Source organism: Dyadobacter frigoris, from assembly GCF_005280585.1.
GTDB classification, from domain to species: Bacteria; Bacteroidota; Bacteroidia; order Cytophagales; family Spirosomataceae; genus Dyadobacter; species Dyadobacter frigoris.
This window is the reverse complement of the sequence record NZ_SZVO01000013.1, coordinates 85,592-106,866: the sequence shown is the minus strand read 5'-3', so window position 1 is coordinate 106,866 and position 21,275 is coordinate 85,592. Positions and strand designations below refer to the sequence as shown.

13 protein-coding genes are annotated in these 21,275 nt (G+C 41.1%); all 13 read left to right on the top strand.

All coding sequences use genetic code 11. From position 1 onward, the window contains the following. Positions 1-36: 36 nt before the first annotated feature. The 13 genes from FDK13_RS24935 (at position 37) to FDK13_RS24875 (ending at position 21,273) form a co-directional block, all read left to right on the top strand. A complete protein-coding gene (locus tag FDK13_RS24935; protein ID WP_137342739.1) occupies positions 37-2,343 on the top strand; it encodes an arylsulfatase in 2,307 nt (768 codons plus the stop codon). Positions 2,344-2,376: 33 nt separating this feature from the next. Then, a complete protein-coding gene (locus tag FDK13_RS24930; protein WP_137342738.1) occupies positions 2,377-2,844 on the top strand; it encodes a DUF6841 family protein in 468 nt (155 codons plus the stop codon). Positions 2,845-2,875: 31 nt separating this feature from the next. Next, a complete protein-coding gene (locus FDK13_RS24925; RefSeq protein ID WP_137342737.1) occupies positions 2,876-4,498 on the top strand; it encodes an arylsulfatase in 1,623 nt (540 codons plus the stop codon). 291 nt (positions 4,499-4,789) lie between these two features. Continuing rightward, positions 4,790-6,607, top strand: coding sequence for a sulfatase-like hydrolase/transferase (locus FDK13_RS24920; RefSeq protein WP_137342736.1), 1,818 nt, complete (start codon positions 4,790-4,792; stop codon positions 6,605-6,607). Between the two features lie 440 nt (positions 6,608-7,047). Continuing rightward, positions 7,048-7,770 carry a thioredoxin domain-containing protein gene (locus FDK13_RS24915; RefSeq protein WP_137342735.1) on the top strand — a complete coding sequence of 241 codons (723 nt, stop codon included), beginning with the start codon at positions 7,048-7,050 and terminating at the stop codon, positions 7,768-7,770. A gap of 227 nt (positions 7,771-7,997) precedes the next feature. Further along, positions 7,998-9,224, top strand: coding sequence for a mandelate racemase/muconate lactonizing enzyme family protein (locus FDK13_RS24910; protein WP_137342734.1), 1,227 nt, complete (start codon positions 7,998-8,000; stop codon positions 9,222-9,224). An 89-nt stretch (positions 9,225-9,313) separates the two neighbouring features. Then, positions 9,314-11,080 (top strand): sulfatase-like hydrolase/transferase, encoded by a 1,767-nt coding sequence (locus FDK13_RS24905; RefSeq protein WP_137342733.1) that lies wholly within the window; start codon positions 9,314-9,316, stop codon positions 11,078-11,080. A 1,130-nt stretch (positions 11,081-12,210) separates the two neighbouring features. Further along, positions 12,211-13,143: a type 2 periplasmic-binding domain-containing protein gene (locus FDK13_RS24900; protein WP_137342732.1), complete on the top strand. Its 933-nt coding sequence runs from the start codon at positions 12,211-12,213 to the stop codon at positions 13,141-13,143. Positions 13,144-13,320: 177 nt separating this feature from the next. Beyond that, on the top strand, positions 13,321-14,979 hold the full coding sequence (locus FDK13_RS24895; protein ID WP_137342731.1) for an arylsulfatase: 1,659 nt from the start codon (positions 13,321-13,323) through the stop codon (positions 14,977-14,979). Positions 14,980-15,089: 110 nt separating this feature from the next. Further along, a complete protein-coding gene (locus tag FDK13_RS24890; protein WP_137342730.1) occupies positions 15,090-16,469 on the top strand; it encodes a sulfatase family protein in 1,380 nt (459 codons plus the stop codon). Positions 16,470-16,492: 23 nt separating this feature from the next. Next, positions 16,493-18,256: an arylsulfatase gene (locus FDK13_RS24885; RefSeq protein ID WP_137342729.1), complete on the top strand. Its 1,764-nt coding sequence runs from the start codon at positions 16,493-16,495 to the stop codon at positions 18,254-18,256. A gap of 107 nt (positions 18,257-18,363) precedes the next feature. Further along, on the top strand, positions 18,364-19,791 hold the full coding sequence (locus tag FDK13_RS24880) for a sulfatase family protein (protein WP_137342728.1): 1,428 nt from the start codon (positions 18,364-18,366) through the stop codon (positions 19,789-19,791). A gap of 24 nt (positions 19,792-19,815) precedes the next feature. Further along, on the top strand, positions 19,816-21,273 hold the full coding sequence (locus tag FDK13_RS24875; RefSeq protein WP_170982912.1) for a sulfatase family protein: 1,458 nt from the start codon (positions 19,816-19,818) through the stop codon (positions 21,271-21,273). Positions 21,274-21,275: the final 2 nt, after the last annotated feature.

The following is a 21,275-nucleotide window of genomic DNA, read 5'->3' as shown; positions in this document are numbered from 1 at the left end:
GATAATTGATTACCAGAAACTTAAAATAAAGTCAGTATGAAAAATTTATCTTTTCCCGTTAAAACGCTCGCGCTGGCAGCTATGGCCTGGATGGGATCCAGTCAACTCGTTAATGCGCAATATACTCCCGCTCAACCTTATAAAGGAAAAATTGGTAAGACGATAAAAGAAACGACGGAATCCTGGCCGGAACGTAAAAAAGCTGCAAAAGGAGCACCCAATGTTGTCTGGATTTTATTGGATGATGTTGGTTACGGAGCCATCAGTACTTTCGGTGGTTTGATCAATACGCCGAATCTGGATAGTCTGGCCAATAATGGTTTACGTTATACCAATTTTCATACAACCGCCATTTGTGCTCCAACCCGTGCGTCACTGCTAACGGGTAGAAATTCACATTCCGTACACATGGGGCTTTTCCCGGAAACAGCTATCGGCACACCGGGATATGATTCTCAAATGCCTTTTGAAAAAGCGACTGTTGCTGAAATCCTGAAAGAAAACGGTTACAATACTTTTGCATTGGGCAAATGGCACATTACACCGCTGGTTGATCTGACGCCGGCCGGTCCGTTTAACCGCTGGCCGACAGGCAGAGGCTTTGAACAATTTTATGGTTTTCCGTCACGTGGAAGTATCGACCAGTGGCATCCTGAACTATGGGAAGGAATCCACCGTATAAAAGATCAGCAAGACGGAAAACATTTTAATGAACTTATTGCTGATAAGGCGATTAGTTACGTTTCCGGACAAGGTTCCGGAGGTTCTGAAAAACCATTCTTTTTGTATATCGCCACGGGTGCCGGTCATGCGCCTCACCAGGTTGCAAAAGAGTGGTCGGATAAGTATAAGGGCAAATTTGACGACGGCTGGGACGCTTACCGTGAGAAAGTTTTGGCGAATCAGATCCGTTTGGGAGTTGTACCAAAAAATGCAAAAATACCGCCAAGAAACCCTGGGGTTAAAGACTGGAATACTTTATCAGCTGACGAGAAAAAACTATATGCCCGTTTCATGGAAAACTATGCAGGGTTTCTTGAATATACCGATCACGAAATTGGTCGCGTAATAAAGCATTTAAAAGAATCCGGTCAGCTTGAAAATACACTGGTTTTTGTGTCTGTGGGAGATAATGGTGCGAGCAAGGAAGGAACTTTTGTAGGAACGGTTAATAACTATGGAACGGGAATTACCGAAGACGAACGTCTCAAAAAGAATATTGAAAACATCGATCTGATCGGTTCGGAATTTTCAAAAGTAAATTATCCATTGGGATGGGCGGCTGCTACCAACGTACCTTTCCGTCATTGGAAATCGGATGCAAATTCAGAAGGTGGAACGCATAATCCGCTTATCGTTTTTTATCCAAAAGGTATCAAAGAAAAAGGCGGTATTCGTAATCAATATGGTCATGTGAGTGATATTTTACCTACGACTTTGGAACTGATCAATGCCAAAGTTCCTGAAACCATCAATGGCTACAAACAGGATGCTTTTGAAGGTACAAGTCTGGCTTACAGCTTGAACGATGCGTCAGCAAAAGATCGTCATTTGGTTCAGTATTATGAAATTAGAGGTTCCCGTTCAATTTACAAAGATGGCTGGAAGGCAGGTTCATTACATAAAAAAGGGACAGATTTTAATGAGGATACCTGGGAGATGTATAACGTTAAGGAAGATTTTAACGAAATAAACGACCTTGCAGCTCAGAATCCTGCAAAACTGAAAGAACTACGTACTTTGTTTGATACAGAAGCTACAAAATACAACGTTTTTCCACTGAAAGATGGTACAGAGCCATTTGTATTGCCAACGGCTTACAAAGACGCAGATCGCGTGATTTTATATCCGGGTCAATCTACAATTGTTGACGTTGGCGGACCTTTCGCGATCAAAAAATCATTTAGCATAATCGCAGATGTAGAATTGCGGGGCGTAGAAACCGAAGGTGTTTTGCTATCTCGTGGAGGCTTTGAAGGCGGGCTAAGTTTCTTCGTCCAAAACCGGAAACTGAACTTTGTTTACGCCGTGGGTGATGGTGAAAAATATGTAATCACCTCAGAAAGAGCAACTTTACCAACCGGGAAAGCTCAGCTTCGGGCGGATGTGAAATACGATCAGAATGGTTCCGGAGTTGTGAGTCTTTTTGCCAATAACGACAAAATAGGAGAGTCGAAAATTGAGAAAACCACAGGCGCAGTTTACCTGCACGAAGGTATCAATGTAGGAATTGATGATCTGACGCCTGTTGCTGATACTTATAAAGTTCCTTTCGCCTTTACCGGGAAAATCAATAAAGTAGTGATTGAATACAATCCCGGACAGGCGGCGAATTTGAAATAGTAATTATCATTTTCCCATTTCAATAAAATTCAAATGATCAAGAAAACATATTACGCGGTTATTTTTCTTTTTTTGCTGGCATTAAATGTTTTTGGGCAGAAAGACGGTACACATAAGTTACCCGAAAAAGAAAAAGCAGAAATTAACAAAGTGCTGGATGATTACATCAAAACTTTCAGCGCAAAAGATCTGAAAGGTTGGGAGGGTACTTATCAATTTCCACATTACCGGTTGGCAAGCGGAAAAATGAACGTGCTCGAAAAAGCAGGTCTGCGGGATTCCGCTGCTGTTTTTGGCCCGTTGATAAAGGCGGGCTGGGAGTATAGCAAATGGGATCACCGCAATATTGTACAGGCATCCGATACCAAGGTGCATGTTGACACGAAATTCACAAGATTCAGGAAAGACGGAAGTGCAATTGCCTCTTATGAATCACTTTACGTCCTGACAAAAGAGGACGGGCGCTGGGGTGTGAAACTGCGTTCAAGTTTTGCTGAATAGTTATTTATTTTTAAACCATAAACCCATAAACATGCAAAAAAACTTCAAATCAGTTTTTGCACTGATTCTTTTTCTTTCATTTCAAAACATAGCTTTTGCCCAGAAAAAGCCAAACATTATCGTCATCCTTGCGGATGATATGGGATACTCGGATCTGGGTTGTTATGGCGGTGAAATTCCTACACCAAATCTTGACAAACTGGCACAAAATGGCCTTCGTTTGACAAGCTTTTATAACGGTGCCCGCTGCTGTCCAACCCGTGCAGCGCTGCTTACTGGTATTTACAGCCATCAGGCAGGTATCGGCCACATGATGGAAGACAAAGGTGTGGATCATCCGGCTTACCGTGCGCAGATCAATAACACAAGCGTTACCATTGCCGAAGTTATGAAAGACGCCGGATATTTTACGGCTATGACTGGAAAATGGCACGTGGGACAAGCACAGGGAACTGTGCCATGGAAACGTGGATTTGACAGATCGCTGAATGCAGCGGCGGGTGGATTTTATTATGGTGCAGGAAAAGTTGCAAAACTTTTTCTTAACGGGGAAGAGCTTGCAAATGATTCCGATAAACTTCCGAAAGAATGGTATACAACAGATTTGTGGACAGATTTCGGTCTTCGTTTTATCGACGAAGGAATCGCTGCTAAAAAGCCATTTCTGTTATACCTTGCTCATAATGCTCCTCATTTTCCTTTACAGGCACCACAGGAAGATATTGATAAATTCAAAGGTAAATATTTGAAAGGTTACGAAAAGCTGCGTCAGGAAAGATATGAGAAACAGATTAAATTAGGCCTGATCGACCCATCGTGGAAACTTCCGCCCGCAAATCCAAACATTCCAAAATGGGAAACTTTGAGTGCAGCGGATAAAGAAAAATATGATCACATGATGGCGATTTACGCGGCTGTAATTTATCGTCTGGATAAAAGTGTGGGCGACCTGGTTGCCGGTTTGAAAAAAAGAGGTGTTTTTGATGATACCGTTATCATGTTCGTTTCGGACAATGGTGGAAACGCAGAGCCGGGTATTGAAGGGAAATTTGAAGGTGATAAACCGGGTTCGGCTGAGTCAGCGGTGTTCATCGGACAAGGCTGGGCGGAAGCTGCTTGTACGCCTTTTTGGGCTTACAAGCATCATACGCATGAAGGCGGAATCTCTTCTCCGGGTATTATTTCATGGCCAGCGGGAATTCCTGCAAGCCGTAACGGAAAATTTGAAAAACAACCTGCGCATATTACGGATATCATGGCAACGCTTGTGGATATCGGAGGAGCCAAGTATCCAACAACATATCACGGTAACACGATTCAGCCCTTGGAAGGTACCAGCCTGAAACCGTTATTATCCGGCAAATCGATCAACCGGAAAAACCCGATTTTCTGGGAACATGAAGGCAATCGTGCCATTCGTGACGGGAAATGGAAACTGGTAGCGGAGCGCCCGGAAGAATGGCAATTGTACGATATTGATAAAGATCGCACAGAGCTTGTTGACCTTGCAGCAAAATATCCTGATGTGGTAAAAGATCTATCGGCCAAATATGATGTCTGGTTCAAACGCGTTGGCGCTGAGCCATATGACCGGAATTTTAAATGGTTTTATGATTATGATAAAGCAAAAAAAGAAGCTGCTTCTTTGAAATAATCTGGTTTTGGGAATGCATTTGAAAATGGTCAGTTTACGGTAATTGGACTAAATCTGAGTATATAAAATCGCTGAATTCCAAAGAATGTGATCAGGCCTGAAATGTTTTAAACAGGTATACTTTGCAAACAGACTATTTCCGGCACAATCCACCCTAGTTGTGCCTGGTCCAAAGAATACTAACCCAGGGTTTCAACCCTGGGTTTAATATCTACAGACTTTCCGGCTTTAGCCACAGCAAAATTTACAATATATTTACCAACAGACGCTTACTGTTAAAAAAGCCTCGATATGAAAAAAATAATTTTATCGATCAGCCTCGTTTTTTGTGTTTTTTCAACCAGAGCACAAACTGCGCAGGATCGCCCGAATATTCTCTGGATTGTCAGCGAAGATAATATCCCGATGATCGGTGCTTATGGTGATCAATTTGCTACGACACCTAATCTGGATGCCTTTGCCAAGGAAAGCATTCTATACAAAAATTCCTTTTCAACAGCACCCGTTTGCGCACCTTCGCGGAACACGCTGATTACGGGAATGTATCCTCCATCGCTTGGAACTGAGCATATGCGCAGTGTTTATCCGGTTCCGTCCTATGTGAAATTCTTTCCAAGATATTTGAGAGAAGCCGGTTATTACACGACCAATAATTCCAAAAAAGATTATAACACCACAGATCAACTGGATGCCTGGGACGAATCCAGTGATAAAGCGACCTATAAAAACCGTAAAGACGGGCAGCCATTTTTTGCTGTTTTCAATTTAATGACCACCCACGAAAGTTCACTATTTGAGCCGCTTCCGAAATTGAAACATGATCCTGAAAAAGTAACGCTTCCGCCGTATCACCCAAACACACCGGAAATGAAACACGACTGGGCGCAGTATTATGACAAAATTGAAACCATGGACGGCCAGTTTGGTAAACTTTTAAATGAATTGAAAGAAGCCGGATTGGCAGAAAACACGATCGTTTTTTACTACGGAGATAACGGTGGCGTTCTGGCAAGAAGTAAAAGATTTATGTATGAATCGGGTTTGCATGTACCGCTTATTATTCATTTGCCAAAAAAATATGAAAAGCTTGCATCCGTTGGGCCGGGAACAAAAACGGATCGTCTGGTTACCTTCCTGGATTTTGCACCGACAATTTTAAGTCTGGTTGGTATAAAAATCCCGGATTATATGCAGGGAGAAGCATTTTTGGGTACGCAGCAAAAAGCTGAGCATCCATATGCTTATGGTTTTCGTGGGCGGATGGACGAGCGAATCGATCTTTCGCGGGCGGTGCGTGACAAAAAGTTCAGGTATATCCGCAATTACTTGCCGCACAAGATTTACGGACAATATCTCGAATATTTATGGCGCGCACCTTCTGTGAAATCCTGGGAGGATGAATACAAAGCCGGAAGGCTTAATGCCGTTCAGTCGAAATTCTGGCAGGAAAAACCAGCTGAGGAATTGTTTGATATTGAGGCCGATCCACATAATATCAAAAACCTGGCGGCCGATCCTAAATATGCCAAAGATCTGGCTCGCCTGAGAAAAGCAAACGAAGACTGGTTGCTGAAAACAGAAGATGTTGGTTTTATTCCAGAGGCTATTTTGTCGGATATTGCAGCGACGACCCCGTTGCGGGATTATGCCAAAAGCGGAAAATATAATTTTAAACACATTCTGGAAACAGCAGATTGGGCATCTTCCCGGAAACCTGCTTACACCAATGATCTGATCAAAAGATTGTCTGATCCCGATCCAACAGTACGTTACTGGGCAGCAACCGGGCTTATTGTTTTAAAAGCAAAAACAGGGAAAGATGCTTTAACGAAAGCGACGAACGATTCTGAAACGGCCGTGCGGATAGCCGCTGCGGAAGCTTTGTATTATATCGGTGAAAAAGCATTATCGATCAAAATATTAACCGAAGCTTTAACAGTGAAGAATGTACCGGCTCGTGTACAGGCCCTGAATGCGCTAAGTAATATAGGCCCTGACGCAGCACCTGCGCTTGAAAATTCAAAAATACTGATCAAGGAAACGCCGGGAATGTTTGATTACGATTCCAGGGCGGCAAAGGATTTTGTTACGAGATTTGGTAAAAAATAGATTTTTTTTTCGTTAGCCCAAACTTCTTTATTTATGTAGAAGTTTGGGTTGACGAAACTCCCCCGCATTAATTTAAAAATCAAGTATCATTAAAATCAATTTTTAATTCAAATAAATTCGATTATCATTTGGATTTCTATTGATTTAATATAACTTTGTCTATCAAATTTATAGACTATATTTAATTCTGTTACCACCAGCACAGATATAGCAAAATGCAACAAACCAAAAATGGTTTGTCGTGTCCTGATTCCAAAATTTTCTTCAAAAGTTGTGGTGGTATTATCGGTTTAAATATTTCAAGAACTGGATTCCTGCGTTAGGGAAACCTGGATTTCTGCATTCCGTTTTGCGCTTCACTTTTATCGAAAATCTTTCATTCGGGCAGGGGAAAACTAATTAAGTCTTATCAAATAACGCTAAACAAATAAATTCCTACGATGAAAATTTTACGATTATCCGCGCTGGTATTAACCGCCTTATTGTTACAAACCGTTGCTTTCGCGCAAGGACAACCAAGAAAAGATCTGCTGACTTTTGAGGAATTCGAGTCCAAATTAAAAGCAGCCGGAAAAGATGCCCAGATCTTGGATGCCCGGTTGCCTGAAGAGTATACCCAAAACCATCTGGAAGGCGCAGTAAGTTTTAATATTGCGAACAAAGCAGATTTTGAAAAGGAAAGTGCAAAACTGAATAAGAACAAACCAGTGTTTATTTATTCGATTGCAAACGGCCGCAGCGGTGTTTTGGCGAAAGATTTGAGAAATGAAGGTTTTAAAGATGTTACAGAAATTCCTGGTGGATTGAGCAAATGGATTGGCTTGGGAAAACCTGTTATCTCGACGGTTGGTAAAGGTTTGAACCGTGAAGAATATACGGCATCACTTAAAAGCGACAAACTGGTATTGGTAGACTTCGGATCCCGCTACTGTGGCTCTTGCAAAAAACTTGCGCCAACGATTGATTCTATTAAAAATGAGCAGGCGAGTACAGTTAAAGTAATAAAAATTGAAGCTTACGAAAACAAAAATCTGGTAAAAGAGTTAGGCGTAGTGTCGCTTCCTACTTTGGTTTTATACAAAAATAATGAGATAATATGGAAGAAAACAGGCGGCGCTTCCAAAAAAGAAATCGAAAAAGTACTGGCTGGCCAAACGCTGTAATTTTTAAACGCAGAGTTAAGAAGTTGAAAAGGAGTTGCACAGAGAGATAAAAAACTCTGTGTTCCTCCTTTTACTTCCGTGAAACTCTGTGTAACCTACCATCTCGACAAAAACCTTAAATTTTTAAACGCAGAGTTAAAGAGTTTTTAAAAAAATGAGGATCAGAGAGAGATAAAATTTCTGTGTTCCTCCTTTTACCTCCGTGAAACTCTGTGTAACCTATTCCCATGAAGAGGAGAGATTTTTTTAGAACATCAGGATTGCTTCCATTAGCTGTAATTCCGGAATTTACCAAGACAGATATAAAACTCATAATCACAGCGATTCAGGTCCATGTTGTTAAAGTGAATGCACGTGGAAACTGGTATTTTGTAGAAATAAAAACGAATAAAGGAATCAGCGGATTGGGTGAAGCTTCTCATGGTTTTACTTTAAAAGAGGGTGATGCCGAATTGCTCGCTGAGATTAAACTTCTTTTCGAGCTGGTGAAAGGTGAATCTCCATTTGCGGTGGAACAATTCAGGCAACGTGGATTACAGAAATCGATAGCAAAAGGAAAAACTGCTGTGACGGCTTTCAGTGCGATTGAACAGGCCTTATGGGATTTGAACGGAAAAGCGCTGGGTGTTCCTGTTTATAATTTGCTTGGAGGAAAACTGCGCGACAAGCTGAAAGTATATGCCAATATCAACCGCGCTACCAATGAGCGTGATGCAAATGGAAGGAGACTAATTCCCGCATTCCAGAAAAATGCTGAGGAGGCACTTAAAAGTGGTTTTAAGGCCGTCAAACTTGCACCGTTTGATGATATGAAACCTTTGGCTAATTCAAGTCAAAAACAAATTCAGGATGATATTGATTATGCCGTTTCCTGTATTGAGGCCGTTCGCAAAACCATTGGAAAAGAAATTGATTTGCTGATCGATGTGCATAGTCATTTAAACAAAGAGCTTGCTATTTCGACAGCGAAACGTTTGGAAAGTTCGAATTTGTACTGGTTTGAAGAAGCCATTGATCCTGAAAAATATCCTGAAGAAACAAAGGCCATAACCGACGCGATCAGTCAGGGTTCTGCCGGTGGTGAATCCATTATTGGCCGGGAAGGTTTTAACCGGATTATTACTGAAAAAACGTTGGATATTATCATGCCGGATGTAAAACACTGTGGTGGAATCCAGGAATTACGCTTTATTGCATCACATGCTGAGACGGCCGGTAACATTGCAATTGCGCCGCATAACCCGAGTGGCCCGGTTTCTACAGCGGCAAGTGTTCAGGTTTGTGCAACAATTCCCAATTTTTCAATTCTTGAATATGCCTTTGGAGAAGTTCCCTGGCGGGCAGATTTGCTGTCGCCGGCTGAGCGCTTTGAAAATGGCTATATTGCAGTGCCTGATACACCCGGATTAGGTCATAATCTGAATTATGATTTATTGAAAAAATATGCTGTTTGAGGTTTAATGAGAAATTAACGAAATGGATTTAATTCGTTGTTTATGAACTTTGTAATGAATTTGTTTTATTGACTTTTTTGAAATTAGATATGCGTTTTTATCAACTGTTTTTCTGTTTTACGTCAAGCTTTTTGATCGGCTTTGTTTCAACACAAGCACAGAAAAGGCCCAATATTGTCTTTATTCTTACAGATGATCAGGGTTGGGGAGATTTAAGTATTAATGGAAATTCAAATGTACAAACGCCTAATATTGATAAACTTGCCAGAGACGGTGCACGTTTTTCAAGATTTTATGTCGCCCCGCTTTGTGCGCCAACCAGAGCGGGACTTTTAACGGGACGTTATCATTACCGCGCAGGTGTATACGGCGTTTCCAATTCAAAAGAGTTTCTAAATCTTGATGAAGTTACCCTTGCCGATCTTTTTAAGAAATCCGGTTATGCAACAGGCTGTTTTGGAAAATGGCATAACGGAAGTCAGTATCCTTACCATCCAAATGGCCGGGGTTTTGACGAGTTTTATGGCTTTTTGAGTGGGCATTATGCCAATTACTTTAACACCATGCTTGATCATAACGGCGAAGCTGTGAGAAGCAAAGGTTTCATAACGGACGATTTGACGGATAAAGCCATTGGTTTTATCGAAAAAAATAAAAATAAACCTTTCGTATGTTATGTGCCCTTCAATGCGCCGCATTCGCCATTTCAGGTTCCTGACAAATATTATGACCGGGTAAAAGCAAGAGGTTTGAAACAATTCAGTCAAAATAAAAGTCAGGAGGACCCGGAAGTAACAATCTCTGCTCTGGCGATGTGTGAGAATATTGATGATAACGTTGGCCGGATTTTGAAAAAACTGGATGAACTAAAACTGGCAGAAAATACCATTGTTATTTACATGACTGATAACGGTCCCAATTCATGGCGTTGGAATGGTGATATGAAAGGCCGGAAAGGTGTGGCCGAAGAAGGAGGTGTCCGGGTACCGTTTTTTATCCGCTGGCCGGGTGTTATTCCGGCGGGGAAAGTTATTAATGATCAGGCAGCGTACATCGACATTCTGCCCACACTGACAGATTTTGCCGGAATATCGACTTCCGGCACCAAACCCCTAGATGGTGTAAGTTTAAAGTCTTTATTGAAAGGGGAGAGAAGTTCGCTTGACGAAAGATATCTTTTTTCTTCTATTAATAAATTTAACAGTGTTAGAAAATGGCCATATCTTGCCTCAGAAGGCGCTTTGTATGATTTGTCAAAAGATTCTACACAAAGTACTGACATAGCCGCTCAGTTTCCGGAAATCTATAAAGATCTTTCAGGGCGTTTAAATAAATGGTATAAAGAGGCGATGGCTGGCATTGATACCGTTCGTTGGATACCCGTGGGTTACACGAAATTTCCTAAAACGACCCTGCCTTCACAAGATGCAAAATTACATCGTTCCAAAACCGGAACTTTGTCTTATAGTGCATCTGCACCGAATTCTTCATGGATAACAAATTGGAATGATGACGAGTCTTACGTTACCTGGGATGTGGATGTGCATACCTCTGGCAAGTATAAACTGAATATTTTATACACCATTCCACTAGCTAATGTGGGAAGTGCTTTTGACATTATATTTAATTCAAAATCTATTTCCGGTAAAATTACAGAGCCTTACGATCCGGCACTTCTGCCAAGTCCTGACCGGGTCAAAAGAAACGGAGAATCTTATGAAAAGGAATTTAAAACCAAATTTGTAGGGAATTGGGATCTTGAAAAAGGAAAAGGGCAGATAAAAATTAAAGTAAATCAATTGAAAGGAAATCGTTTTGCAGATGTTCGTTCTATTGAATTGATATTGTTGAAATAGCTTTGGGAAAGGCGAAAACTGATTTGCAATAGTTATTTAATTCCAATATCTGATTAATGATTTTGAGAAAAATGCCAATGCTTTTTAAGTGTTTTGCGGATATTATTTTAAGACAGAAATCCCCTTTCACCTAAACCCGGCTCGTTTGGAGCCCCCTGTTTATAGAAAGATCCGGAACCCCCGATTAATCCTGGCTCCATCGGAGTCTCCTGCAATTATCTTGGAAACCGGTTAATATTTCAGGAAACTCCATCCGGAGTTTTGTCGCATTTAAGTGAATTGGTTGGCTATAAACAGGATGCTCCAATAGGAGCGTTTTGGCAAAACATATTATTTTGGATAGAATTTCTTTATATATAACTCGAAATTTTAGAATATTAATAAAGGCGAATTCTAGTTGGCCATAATTATTAAATGACAATGATCCGGTTAATTATTTTCGAGGAGACGGCTAACCCGTTTTCATTGATTTTGCTAATGTTATTTTGACCAGACATTGCCATTCTCCAAAATCCGGTTCCTTTGGAGCCTCCTGTAATTATCTTGAAAACCGGTTTATATTTTAAGAAACTCCATCCGGAGTTATACCGCTTCTTAGTGAGTTTGTTAGCTATAAACAAGATGATCCAATAGGGGCGTTTTGTTAGATCCAGTTATATGGATAATTAACAAATTTGAAAATCCATATTCTACCTAGCCATTTGATTGCATATAAACCAACTTGAATGCAAGACCTCAACTCGATATTAGCTCAAATTCACTCCTTATCAAATAATTATTCAAACATAAAATATTGTCTTTCATGGATTAATCCTGAAATTTTAAAAATGTTTTGGTAATCTATTTTTATTAAACTTACTTTGTCTATCAATATAGTAGGGTATTATTCTTTTTATTACCACCAGTAAAAAGAATACATCAAAAATAGTATAACTATGAGACCGATGGATTCTAATTCTTCGCGGCTTGGAGCTGCATTTCCGGTGGGAAATATTTTAAATTCTCTTGATATAAGCTGTTGTAATAAGGTGTAACAACTATTTACCAGCTCTTTCCATTTTTATTGTGATAAACCTTTCGTAAAGGCAGACCGCGGTAATATCAAATTAATTCATTTTTCTTTTAACATCATGAAAACGATCAAATCATTCCTATTTGTTGCCGGTCTGGCCGTATCTGCCAGTTCAAATTTATTTGCCCAGGAAGTTTCTCAAAATAAAGTAGTTATCACGGGTGTGCGTTTCGCTTATCCTTTGGTAGATAAATGGATCAAAGAATATACTGCTGAAAATCCAAAAGCGCAAATTACAATTGACGCCAGAACGATTACAGATCCTGAAAAATATGACTTGCTTATTGAGGCTTATGATCAGGACAAAGCGGTTAAAGAAACCAGAGAATATATTTCAATCGGGCGTTATGCGCTTTTGCCTGTTGCCAATTCAACTTCGGCTTTTGCGAAGGAATATGGAGACAAAGGTTTGATTGAAAAAACATACAAACAAATTTTCTTCCACGATATTTATGCGGAAAAGGATAATTCCATAACAGTTCCTTTCACGGTTTATACCCGTTTACAAAAAGCCGGTGCACCATTGACTTTCGCCAAATATTTTGGATATGAGCAGCAGCAGATCAAAGGAAAAAGTATTGCAGGTGCGGATGAGCATTTGATCAAGGCTTTGTTGAAAGACGACACGGGTATAACGTACACTGTTCCTGGTCTGGCTTATGATTTGACAACACGCAAACCCGCAGAAGGCCTGACCATTATTCCGGTTGATCTTGATGGAAACGGACGTGTTTCAAAAGAAGAAAAACAAACAGATAATCTGGATCAGGTTTTAGAAAAACTGGAAACTGAAAAAGTTAAAAATGTACCGGTTGAGTATGTACATTTTTCAATTGCAAAGAATAACAGCAACCAGGAAGCAAAGAAATTCCTTTTATGGGTAGCGTCTCATGCGGATGCGGATCTGCATCGGTACGGATATCTTAAACCTGAACCAAAACGCTTGCAGGTTGAAAAAGAAAAGCTGGAAAGATTTTCAGCAGTGAAATAAGCTTAGGTGAATTAATTTACACTTTAGGTGCCGGGCACCGCGTGCCGGGCACCGCGTGCCGGGCACCGCGTGCCGGGCATTATGTTCCTGGCACCTTAAAGTTTAATTCGGACCGAATTTCTCGTCTGGAGATAGTTAATATTTTCCAGACATTTTATCCAAAACTAACCCTGCCAGATGAAATTTAATTTTATGATTGGTCTGCTTTTGACGGGCAGTACGATCACAGCGTTCGCACAAAAAAATAAAAAGGCAGATACAAGGCCCAACATCATCCTGATTATGGTTGATGATATGGGCTATTCTGATATTGGTTCCTATGGTTCCGAAATCCAGACGCCTAATCTGGATAATCTTGCAAAAGAGGGAATCCGCTTCCGTGAGTTTTATAACAATTCCATCTGTGCACCAACGCGCGCTTCGCTTATTACCGGTCAATATCCGCACAAAGCAGGCATTGGTTATTTTGATGTGAATCTGGGTTTACCGGCTTATCAGGGATATCTTAACAAAGAATCACTCACGTTCGCTGAGGTACTTAAAAATTCTGGTTACAGCACTTTAATGAGCGGAAAATGGCATGTTGGAGGTGATAGTACAGCCTGGCCAAATCAACGTGGTTTTGATCATTTTTATGGTTTTATTAAGGGAGCGAGCAATTATTTTGATATTGGAGAATATGGTCAGGCACCTCCGGTTGAGCTGGTTAAGGATAATAAGAGAATTAATCTGAAATCCGGATTATATCTTACCAATGAAATCACGAATAACGCTTTGGAATTCCTGGATGAGCAAAATAAAACAGAAAAACCATTCTTTCTTTATGTAGCTTTTAACGCGCCGCACTGGCCATTACAGGCATTACCGGAAGATATTGCAAAATACAAAGGCAGGTATAGTATCGGTTGGGATTCTCTTCGGATTGAACGTATCAAAAAGCAAAAAGCACTGGGTATTTCAGATCCAAACCAGGCGATCGCCAAACGTGATCCGGAGGTTCCGCTTTGGGATAATCTGACTTACAGTGAAAAGCAGCTTTGGGAAAAGAAAATGGAAGTTTACGCTGCCATGGTTGATCAGGTTGACCAGAATGTCGGCCGTTTACGGGAAAAGCTAAAAGAATTGAAAAAAGATGAAAACACATTAATCATCTTTATTTCGGATAATGGTGCGCAGGGAGGTTATTCAGCAACGAACCGCAGAAAACCGCCCCGGAATACAGGACCAATCGGAACTGCCGGGTCGTATGATTATCAGGAACAAAGCTGGGCTTACGTTTCCAACACACCGCATACCAATTACAAAAACAACATGCACGAAGGTGGAATTAGCGCACCTTTTATCGCATGGTTTCCCAAGCAGATCAAAGGTGGAAATATTGTAAAAGGAACGGGGCATTTAATCGACCTTGCACCAACTTTTTATGAATTGGCCAATACAACATATCCTGTAAAGCTAAACGGTGTGACGACAAATCCGCTACCGGGAAAAAGTTTGTTGCCGGTATTAACGGGCAAATCCGAAACCGTAGACAGGGGAGAGCCGATTTTCTGGGAACGTGCCGGAAACCGGGCGGTGAGAAAAGGAAAGTGGAAAATTGTTTCAACATATCCGGCTTACAGATGGGAGCTGTACGACCTCGAAAAAGACCGTAGTGAAAATAATGATTTGTCTGCCGTGAATACGGAAATCGTCAACGAACTGTCTGCTGATTACTTCAAGTGGGCGGATAAAACGGGTGTTGTAGATTATGAAAAGATAAAACCTGCAAACCCAAATGGTGCTCCGGCGGCCGGTCCGGTAAAAGGAGCTGCGAGACGAGGTAATGTGGAATAAGGTAACAAATCAATCATCCCCAAACGTATAAACGGTAAAGTTATACGTTTGGGGACTTTTTATAACAGGCTGATTCAGTCTTGGTAAGAATTTAAGACAAGTCATATCAAATGAAAAAGATTTTACTCGGTGTAATAATGCTGGCCGCGCCGGTACTTTCACTGGCCCAACAAAAAAATGCGAAGCCCAATATCGTTGTAATAATGGCCGATGATCTTGGTTATGGAGATATTGGGGCGTTTGGCGCAACGGATATCCGGACGCCAAATATTGATAATCTGGCGGCAAAAGGGATTAAATTTACATCATTTTATTCCAGCTCACCGGTTTGCAGTCCATCCAGAGCGGCATTAATCACTGGCCGTTATCCAAAGCGGCTTGGTATCGATCACGTTTTCTTTCCTGAAAGTTTTACCGGAATTCCTGCGGAAGAAGTTACGATAGGGGAAGCTTTAAAGGGCAACGGTTATAAAACTGCTATCTTCGGAAAATGGCATCTGGGGCATCACAAATCGTTTTTACCTTTGCAAAATGGCTTTGACGAATATTATGGAATCCCATACAGCAATGATATGATGGGCGTTGTTTATCTGCGTGGCAACGATGTTGACAGTATTAAAGTCAATCAGAATTACATCACAAAAACATATACAAACGAAGCAGTAAAATTCATTGATAAGAATAAAGACAAGCCGTTTTTCCTGTACATTACCCACAACATGCCGCACGTTCCGTTGTATGCTTCGCCCGCATTTGAGGGGAAATCCAAAAGAGGTTTGTATGGTGATGTGATCGAAGAAATTGACTGGAGTGTGGGCGAGGTTGTAAAAGCTTTGAAGAAAAACAGATTGGAAGAAAATACCCTTGTAGTGTTCACGAGCGACAATGGTCCATGGCTTATTTTTGATGTGGAAGGTGGTTCCGCCGGTCCGTTACGACAAGGGAAAGGTACCACTTTTGAAGGCGGACAGCGTGTCCCGACGGTGGCATCCTGGCCTGGAAAAATTAAACCCGGAACGGTTTATGATGATCTGGCTTTGCAATTGGATTTGTATCCAACCATTATCAGCCTTACCGGAAGCCAGAAAACAGAAACGAAAAAGCCGCTTGACGGAGAAGATATCAGCCCTGTTTTGTTTGGAACAGGAAAACGTAAAGGGAAAGAATTTGCCTACTATTCATACGGTAAAATCGAAGCTTACAGAAATGGAGACTGGAAAATCCGTTTGCCGCAGCCGGATACAAAAATCAATGGAATAACAGTTGTAGCTGCAACGGACACACTTTTGTTCAATCTGAAAACGGACATTGGAGAGAAAAATAATCTGCTGAAAACCAACCCGGAAAAGGCGAAAGAATTGCTGGCTTCACTTGATCTGTTTACCAGGAAACTGGGTCAAACACCACCTGCACTGGTTCAGCAAATGCCGGCAGATAACAGTCATATCAAAAAACGTGCGGAAAGAGCAGCGGCGAAAGGAAGTAAATAATCTGACATTATGAATATGATTTCATGAAACGGTTTTTAAAGATATCTGCGGTCATTTTCTTTACGGGTTCTGTAAACCTGCAGGCACAAAAACAAGCAATAAAGAAACCCAATATAATCCTGATCATGACCGATGATCAGGGTTATGGCGATTTTGGATTTACGGGCAATCCCTATGTCAAAACGCCTAACATTGATAAACTTGCGGCACGTTCTGTGAGGTTAACCAATTTCCACAATTCTCCCGTCTGCGCGCCAACGCGTGCGAGCCTGCTGACCGGACGATATGCCCAACGTACGGGTGTGCATGATACCTACAATAATGGCGCCATTATGGCTACGGAAGAGATTACAATAGCTGAAATCCTGGGACAAAACGGATACAAAACCGGTATTGTTGGGAAATGGCATTTGGGTGATAATTATCCTTTTCGACCTTCTGAACAAGGTTTTCAATATAGTCTGGTGCATGGGGGAGGAGGAATTGGACAGCCGGGCGATTTAATTGAAAATTTTACAAGACCCGACAGCAGTTATTTCAACACCGTACTTTCAGAGAATAACAAACATGTTTTTCCAAAAGGTTATTGTACTGATATTTTCACGGATGCTGCGCTTGGCTTTTTAAAAGAAAATAAATCTAAACCTTTCTTTTTGTACGTTTCCTACAACGCTCCGCATGATCCTTTGCAGCTTCCCAAAAAATATGAAGATCAATACAAAGACCTGAAATTTGATTCCGCTTTGGATAAGGATTCTGGAAAATCCTGGTCAAAAATGACTGAAAAGGATAAGGAAAATGCACGTAAAGTCTATGGAATGGCGACCAATATCGATGATAATGTAGGCCGGATCCTTGAAGAAATTAAAAAACAAAACCTGGAAGAAAACACGATTGTGATTTTTCTGACGGATAATGGAAATCAACAGTTGCGGTTTAATACTGGTTTTCGTGGTTTGAAAGGTTTAGTTTATGAAGGAGGTACCCATGTTCCTTTTTTGATTTCGGGCAAAGGATTTATTCCTGAAAATAAAGATCTGGATGGTTTAACAGCACATGTTGATTTACTGCCTACTCTTTTGGAAGCGAGCGGGGTTCCAATTCCGAAAGTGATTAAAGCAGATGGGAGATCTGTATTCAAACAAATATTGGGAAAACAAAAACCAGAAGAACGCATTTTTTACAACGCCTGGAATCGAGGATGGCCTGAACCCTATCGCAACGCGGCAATTTATCAGGGCAACTATAAACTGGTGGCCTCGGAAGCTGACCCTGATAATCTCAATACCTTCGGACTTTTCAATTTGAAAACAGATCCTTTTGAAGAGAATAATCTGGTAAAAAGCGACAAAAATCTGGCGCTTAAATTGAAAAATAAACTGGACAGTACTTTTAAAGAAATTGCTGCAAGTCCGAATTTAAGTCCCAGAAGAATTGAAATCGGAACCATTCATGAAAATCCAGTTATCCTCACACGTCAGGATTTAAGCGGAACAGCTATGCGTAACTGGACTGGCGAAAATGCACTTGGAACCTGGACGGTGCGTGTCAAAGAGGAAGGAGTTTATGATTTTAAAGCAATTTCAATTAAAACAATTCCAAAAGGTACGCGAGCGCTTATCCGGCTTGGGCAAATCCAGCGAAGCAAATTTGTTAATGACGAAAACAAAACTGTTTCATTCACTAATATCTATCTGAAAAAAGGTGACTATGATATTGAATCCTGGTTTGAAACAATTGCCTCGGTGAACGGACCTTTTTATCTGGAAGTGTTAAAACATAAGTGACAACAAATCAGTAAACAGAAATCATAAGATTCTGTTTACTGATTTGTGCAATAAACGTGAAAATTTACTCTATTTAATCGATAGATTTTTATATCAAATTTTATCAAATGAAAACAAACAACGTCCTAATTTTATTATTATCGGGAACACTGCTGACTCTTGTCTTATCAGGGTCAGTGTTTGCTCAAAAAATAAAAAAGCAGCCGCCTAATATCGTATTCATCCTTTCTGACGATCACAGCGCGCCATTTTTGGGATGTTATGGCTATCCGGATATAAAAACACCGAATATAGACAAGCTTGCCCAGGAAGGTATTTTGTACCGGAAAGCATATACAACGGCACCTCAGTGTGTGCTTTCAAGGGCGGGACTGATGTCGGGCAGAAATACGCTGGCGATTCAAATGACCCGTTTTTCAGCTCCTCTGGATGCTGACGTTGTTTCGTATCCTGAATTGTTACGGAAAACAGGTTACTACACCGGAATTTTGGGCCGGAATTTCCATTTGGATGGAAACAGACGTGTGCCTGAAACCGTCGCGGTATTGGAAAAATACGATCTGGAAACTTTTAAAAACCGGGTAGATTATTTGAAAATAACGGCTAATCGTGATAGCATATTTAATCAGTATACTGAGTTTCTTGACCAGGTTCCCAAAGGAAAACCGTTTTTTGTGCAGGTTGGATACAGCGATCCGCACAGGATTTTTAATGCAAAATCTTTTGAGCCGGATCCTTCAAAAATAAAAATACCTTCCCTTTGGCCGGACACGAAACTTTTGCGTGAAGATTTTGCTGCCTATCTCGGAGAAATCCAGCGCCTGGATAGTGATGTAGGCAGAGTTTTGGACGATCTTAAAAAGCGTGGACTGGACAAAAATACACTCGTTGTTTTTATGGGTGATAATGGCGGTGCGCTATTAAGGGGAAAGGGCACGTTATACAATCAGGGATTGAATGTGCCGCTGATCATGCGCCATCCTGACCTTATTAAAGCCGGACAGACCAGTGATGCGCTGATCACAGGAGAAGATATTGCCCCGACGTTGCTGTCTGTTTCGGGAACCCAAATTCCGAAAAATATGACTGGAATCGCTTTGACCCCATCCTTTCAACAGCCATCCTTTGAAGGACATGATCATATTTTTGCTGTTCGCGGAGCACACGGTCAAAATCTTCCGCATAATACGGCCGATTTTGATTTAGGGAGAACCGTTTTTAGCAAAAAATACAAACTGATTTACAATGCCATGTGGCAGTTGCCCTACCATCCGGTCGATTTTGACGCGCAGCCTTTCTGGCTTGAACTGAGGCAGAAACATATAGAAGGGAAACTGGATGAAAAGTTTGATAAACTTCTCTTCGCGGATCGTCGTAAAATGTTTGAATTGTATGACGAAGAAAATGATCCTGAGGAATTTAAAAACCTGTCCGGCGACCCGAAATTTGAGGAACTTGAACATCAGCTTAAAACACAATTACAGGAATGGATGATTTTGAACAGAGATTATTTACCCCTGCCGATCGCACCTTGACACCTTAACTTTGTAATGATGAAAATGAAATATTTAATTCTCTCAAACCTTATTCTTTTGGGAATTTGCGGAGCGAAGGCTCAAACCGGTCGTCCCAACATTATTTTTATATATACGGACGACCAGCGTTTTGATGCATTAAGCGTGGTTCAAAAAGAACAGGGAGATAAAGCCCGGTTTCCTTGGTTTAAAACCCCAAATCTGGATCGGATTGCCGCAGAAGGTGTGCGTTTCAGAAATGCTTTTGTGATCAATTCTTTGTGTTCCCCTAGTCGCTCAACGATGTTGAACAGCAGGTATAATCACCTGAACGGTATTGCAAATAATCATACAGGATTGAAAGATACAACGGTCACTTATGCCACCGAAATCCGTAAAGCAGGGTACCAGACAGCATTTTTCGGGAAATGGCATATGGGAAATGAAACAGGAAAACGGCCGGGTTTTGATTATTCGGCCAGTTTTGTGGGACAGGGAAAATATCTTGATTGTCCGATTGAAATAAATGGTGTAGCCCAGCCGAGCAAAGGCTGGATCGATGACGTTTCTACAACGAATGCTGTAAATTATATCAAAGAAAATAAGGATAAAACTTTTCTTGTAACACTGGCTTTTAAATCAGGACACGGGCCTTTTCAGCCACCTGTAAGGCATAAGGACACATTTTCAGATGCAACTTTGACAAAGCCAGTTTCGGAAAGTCTGGATTCTCCTTACCAGGGTCAGATTGATACAGGAAAGAAAGGCCCCGGAGCGGCGCCGCAACAGAAAAAGGGAGGCTCGTGGACGGAAAATAATGACGAGAAAATCAGAAATTATTTCCGGACGCTGGCAGCTATCGATGAAAATGTAGGTCGTGTTTTGGCTACGTTGGATTCGCTTCATCTTGATCAGAATACAGTTGTTATTTTTTCAAGTGACAATGGATTTTTCTTTGGCGAGCACGGCTTGGGAGATAAACGTGCCGCATATGACGAATCCATGCGTATCCCTTTGCTGGTAAGATATCCTGCTAAATTTCCAAAGGGTAAACTGATCGACAAAATTGTATTAAACCTGGATGATGCTCCTTCGATTCTGGATTTGGCTGGTATCAAATCTCCTGCGTCTTTTCAGGGAAAAAGCTGGGTACCTTTAATTGAGGATAAGGTAAAAGACTGGCGGACGTCGTTTCTCTATGAATATTTCTACGAAAACGGCTATGGCGTTCCTACGATCAAAGCGGTAAGAACGGAGACCGGAAAACTGGTACAATATCCTGGTGAAACGGGCTGGTCGGAATTGTATGATTTGTCAAAAGATCCTAACGAGACGAATAATCTCTACAATACTTCCGAAGGTAACAAGCTGAAAACGCAACTCGGAAAAGAGCTGGAAAAACAGGAAAAATCAGTAGGATATATTAATCCGGAATTTGCTGATCCTAAACCACTGGATGAAAACGGAAGGTACAAACGGCCACAAAAGGAGTTGATTCCCTGATG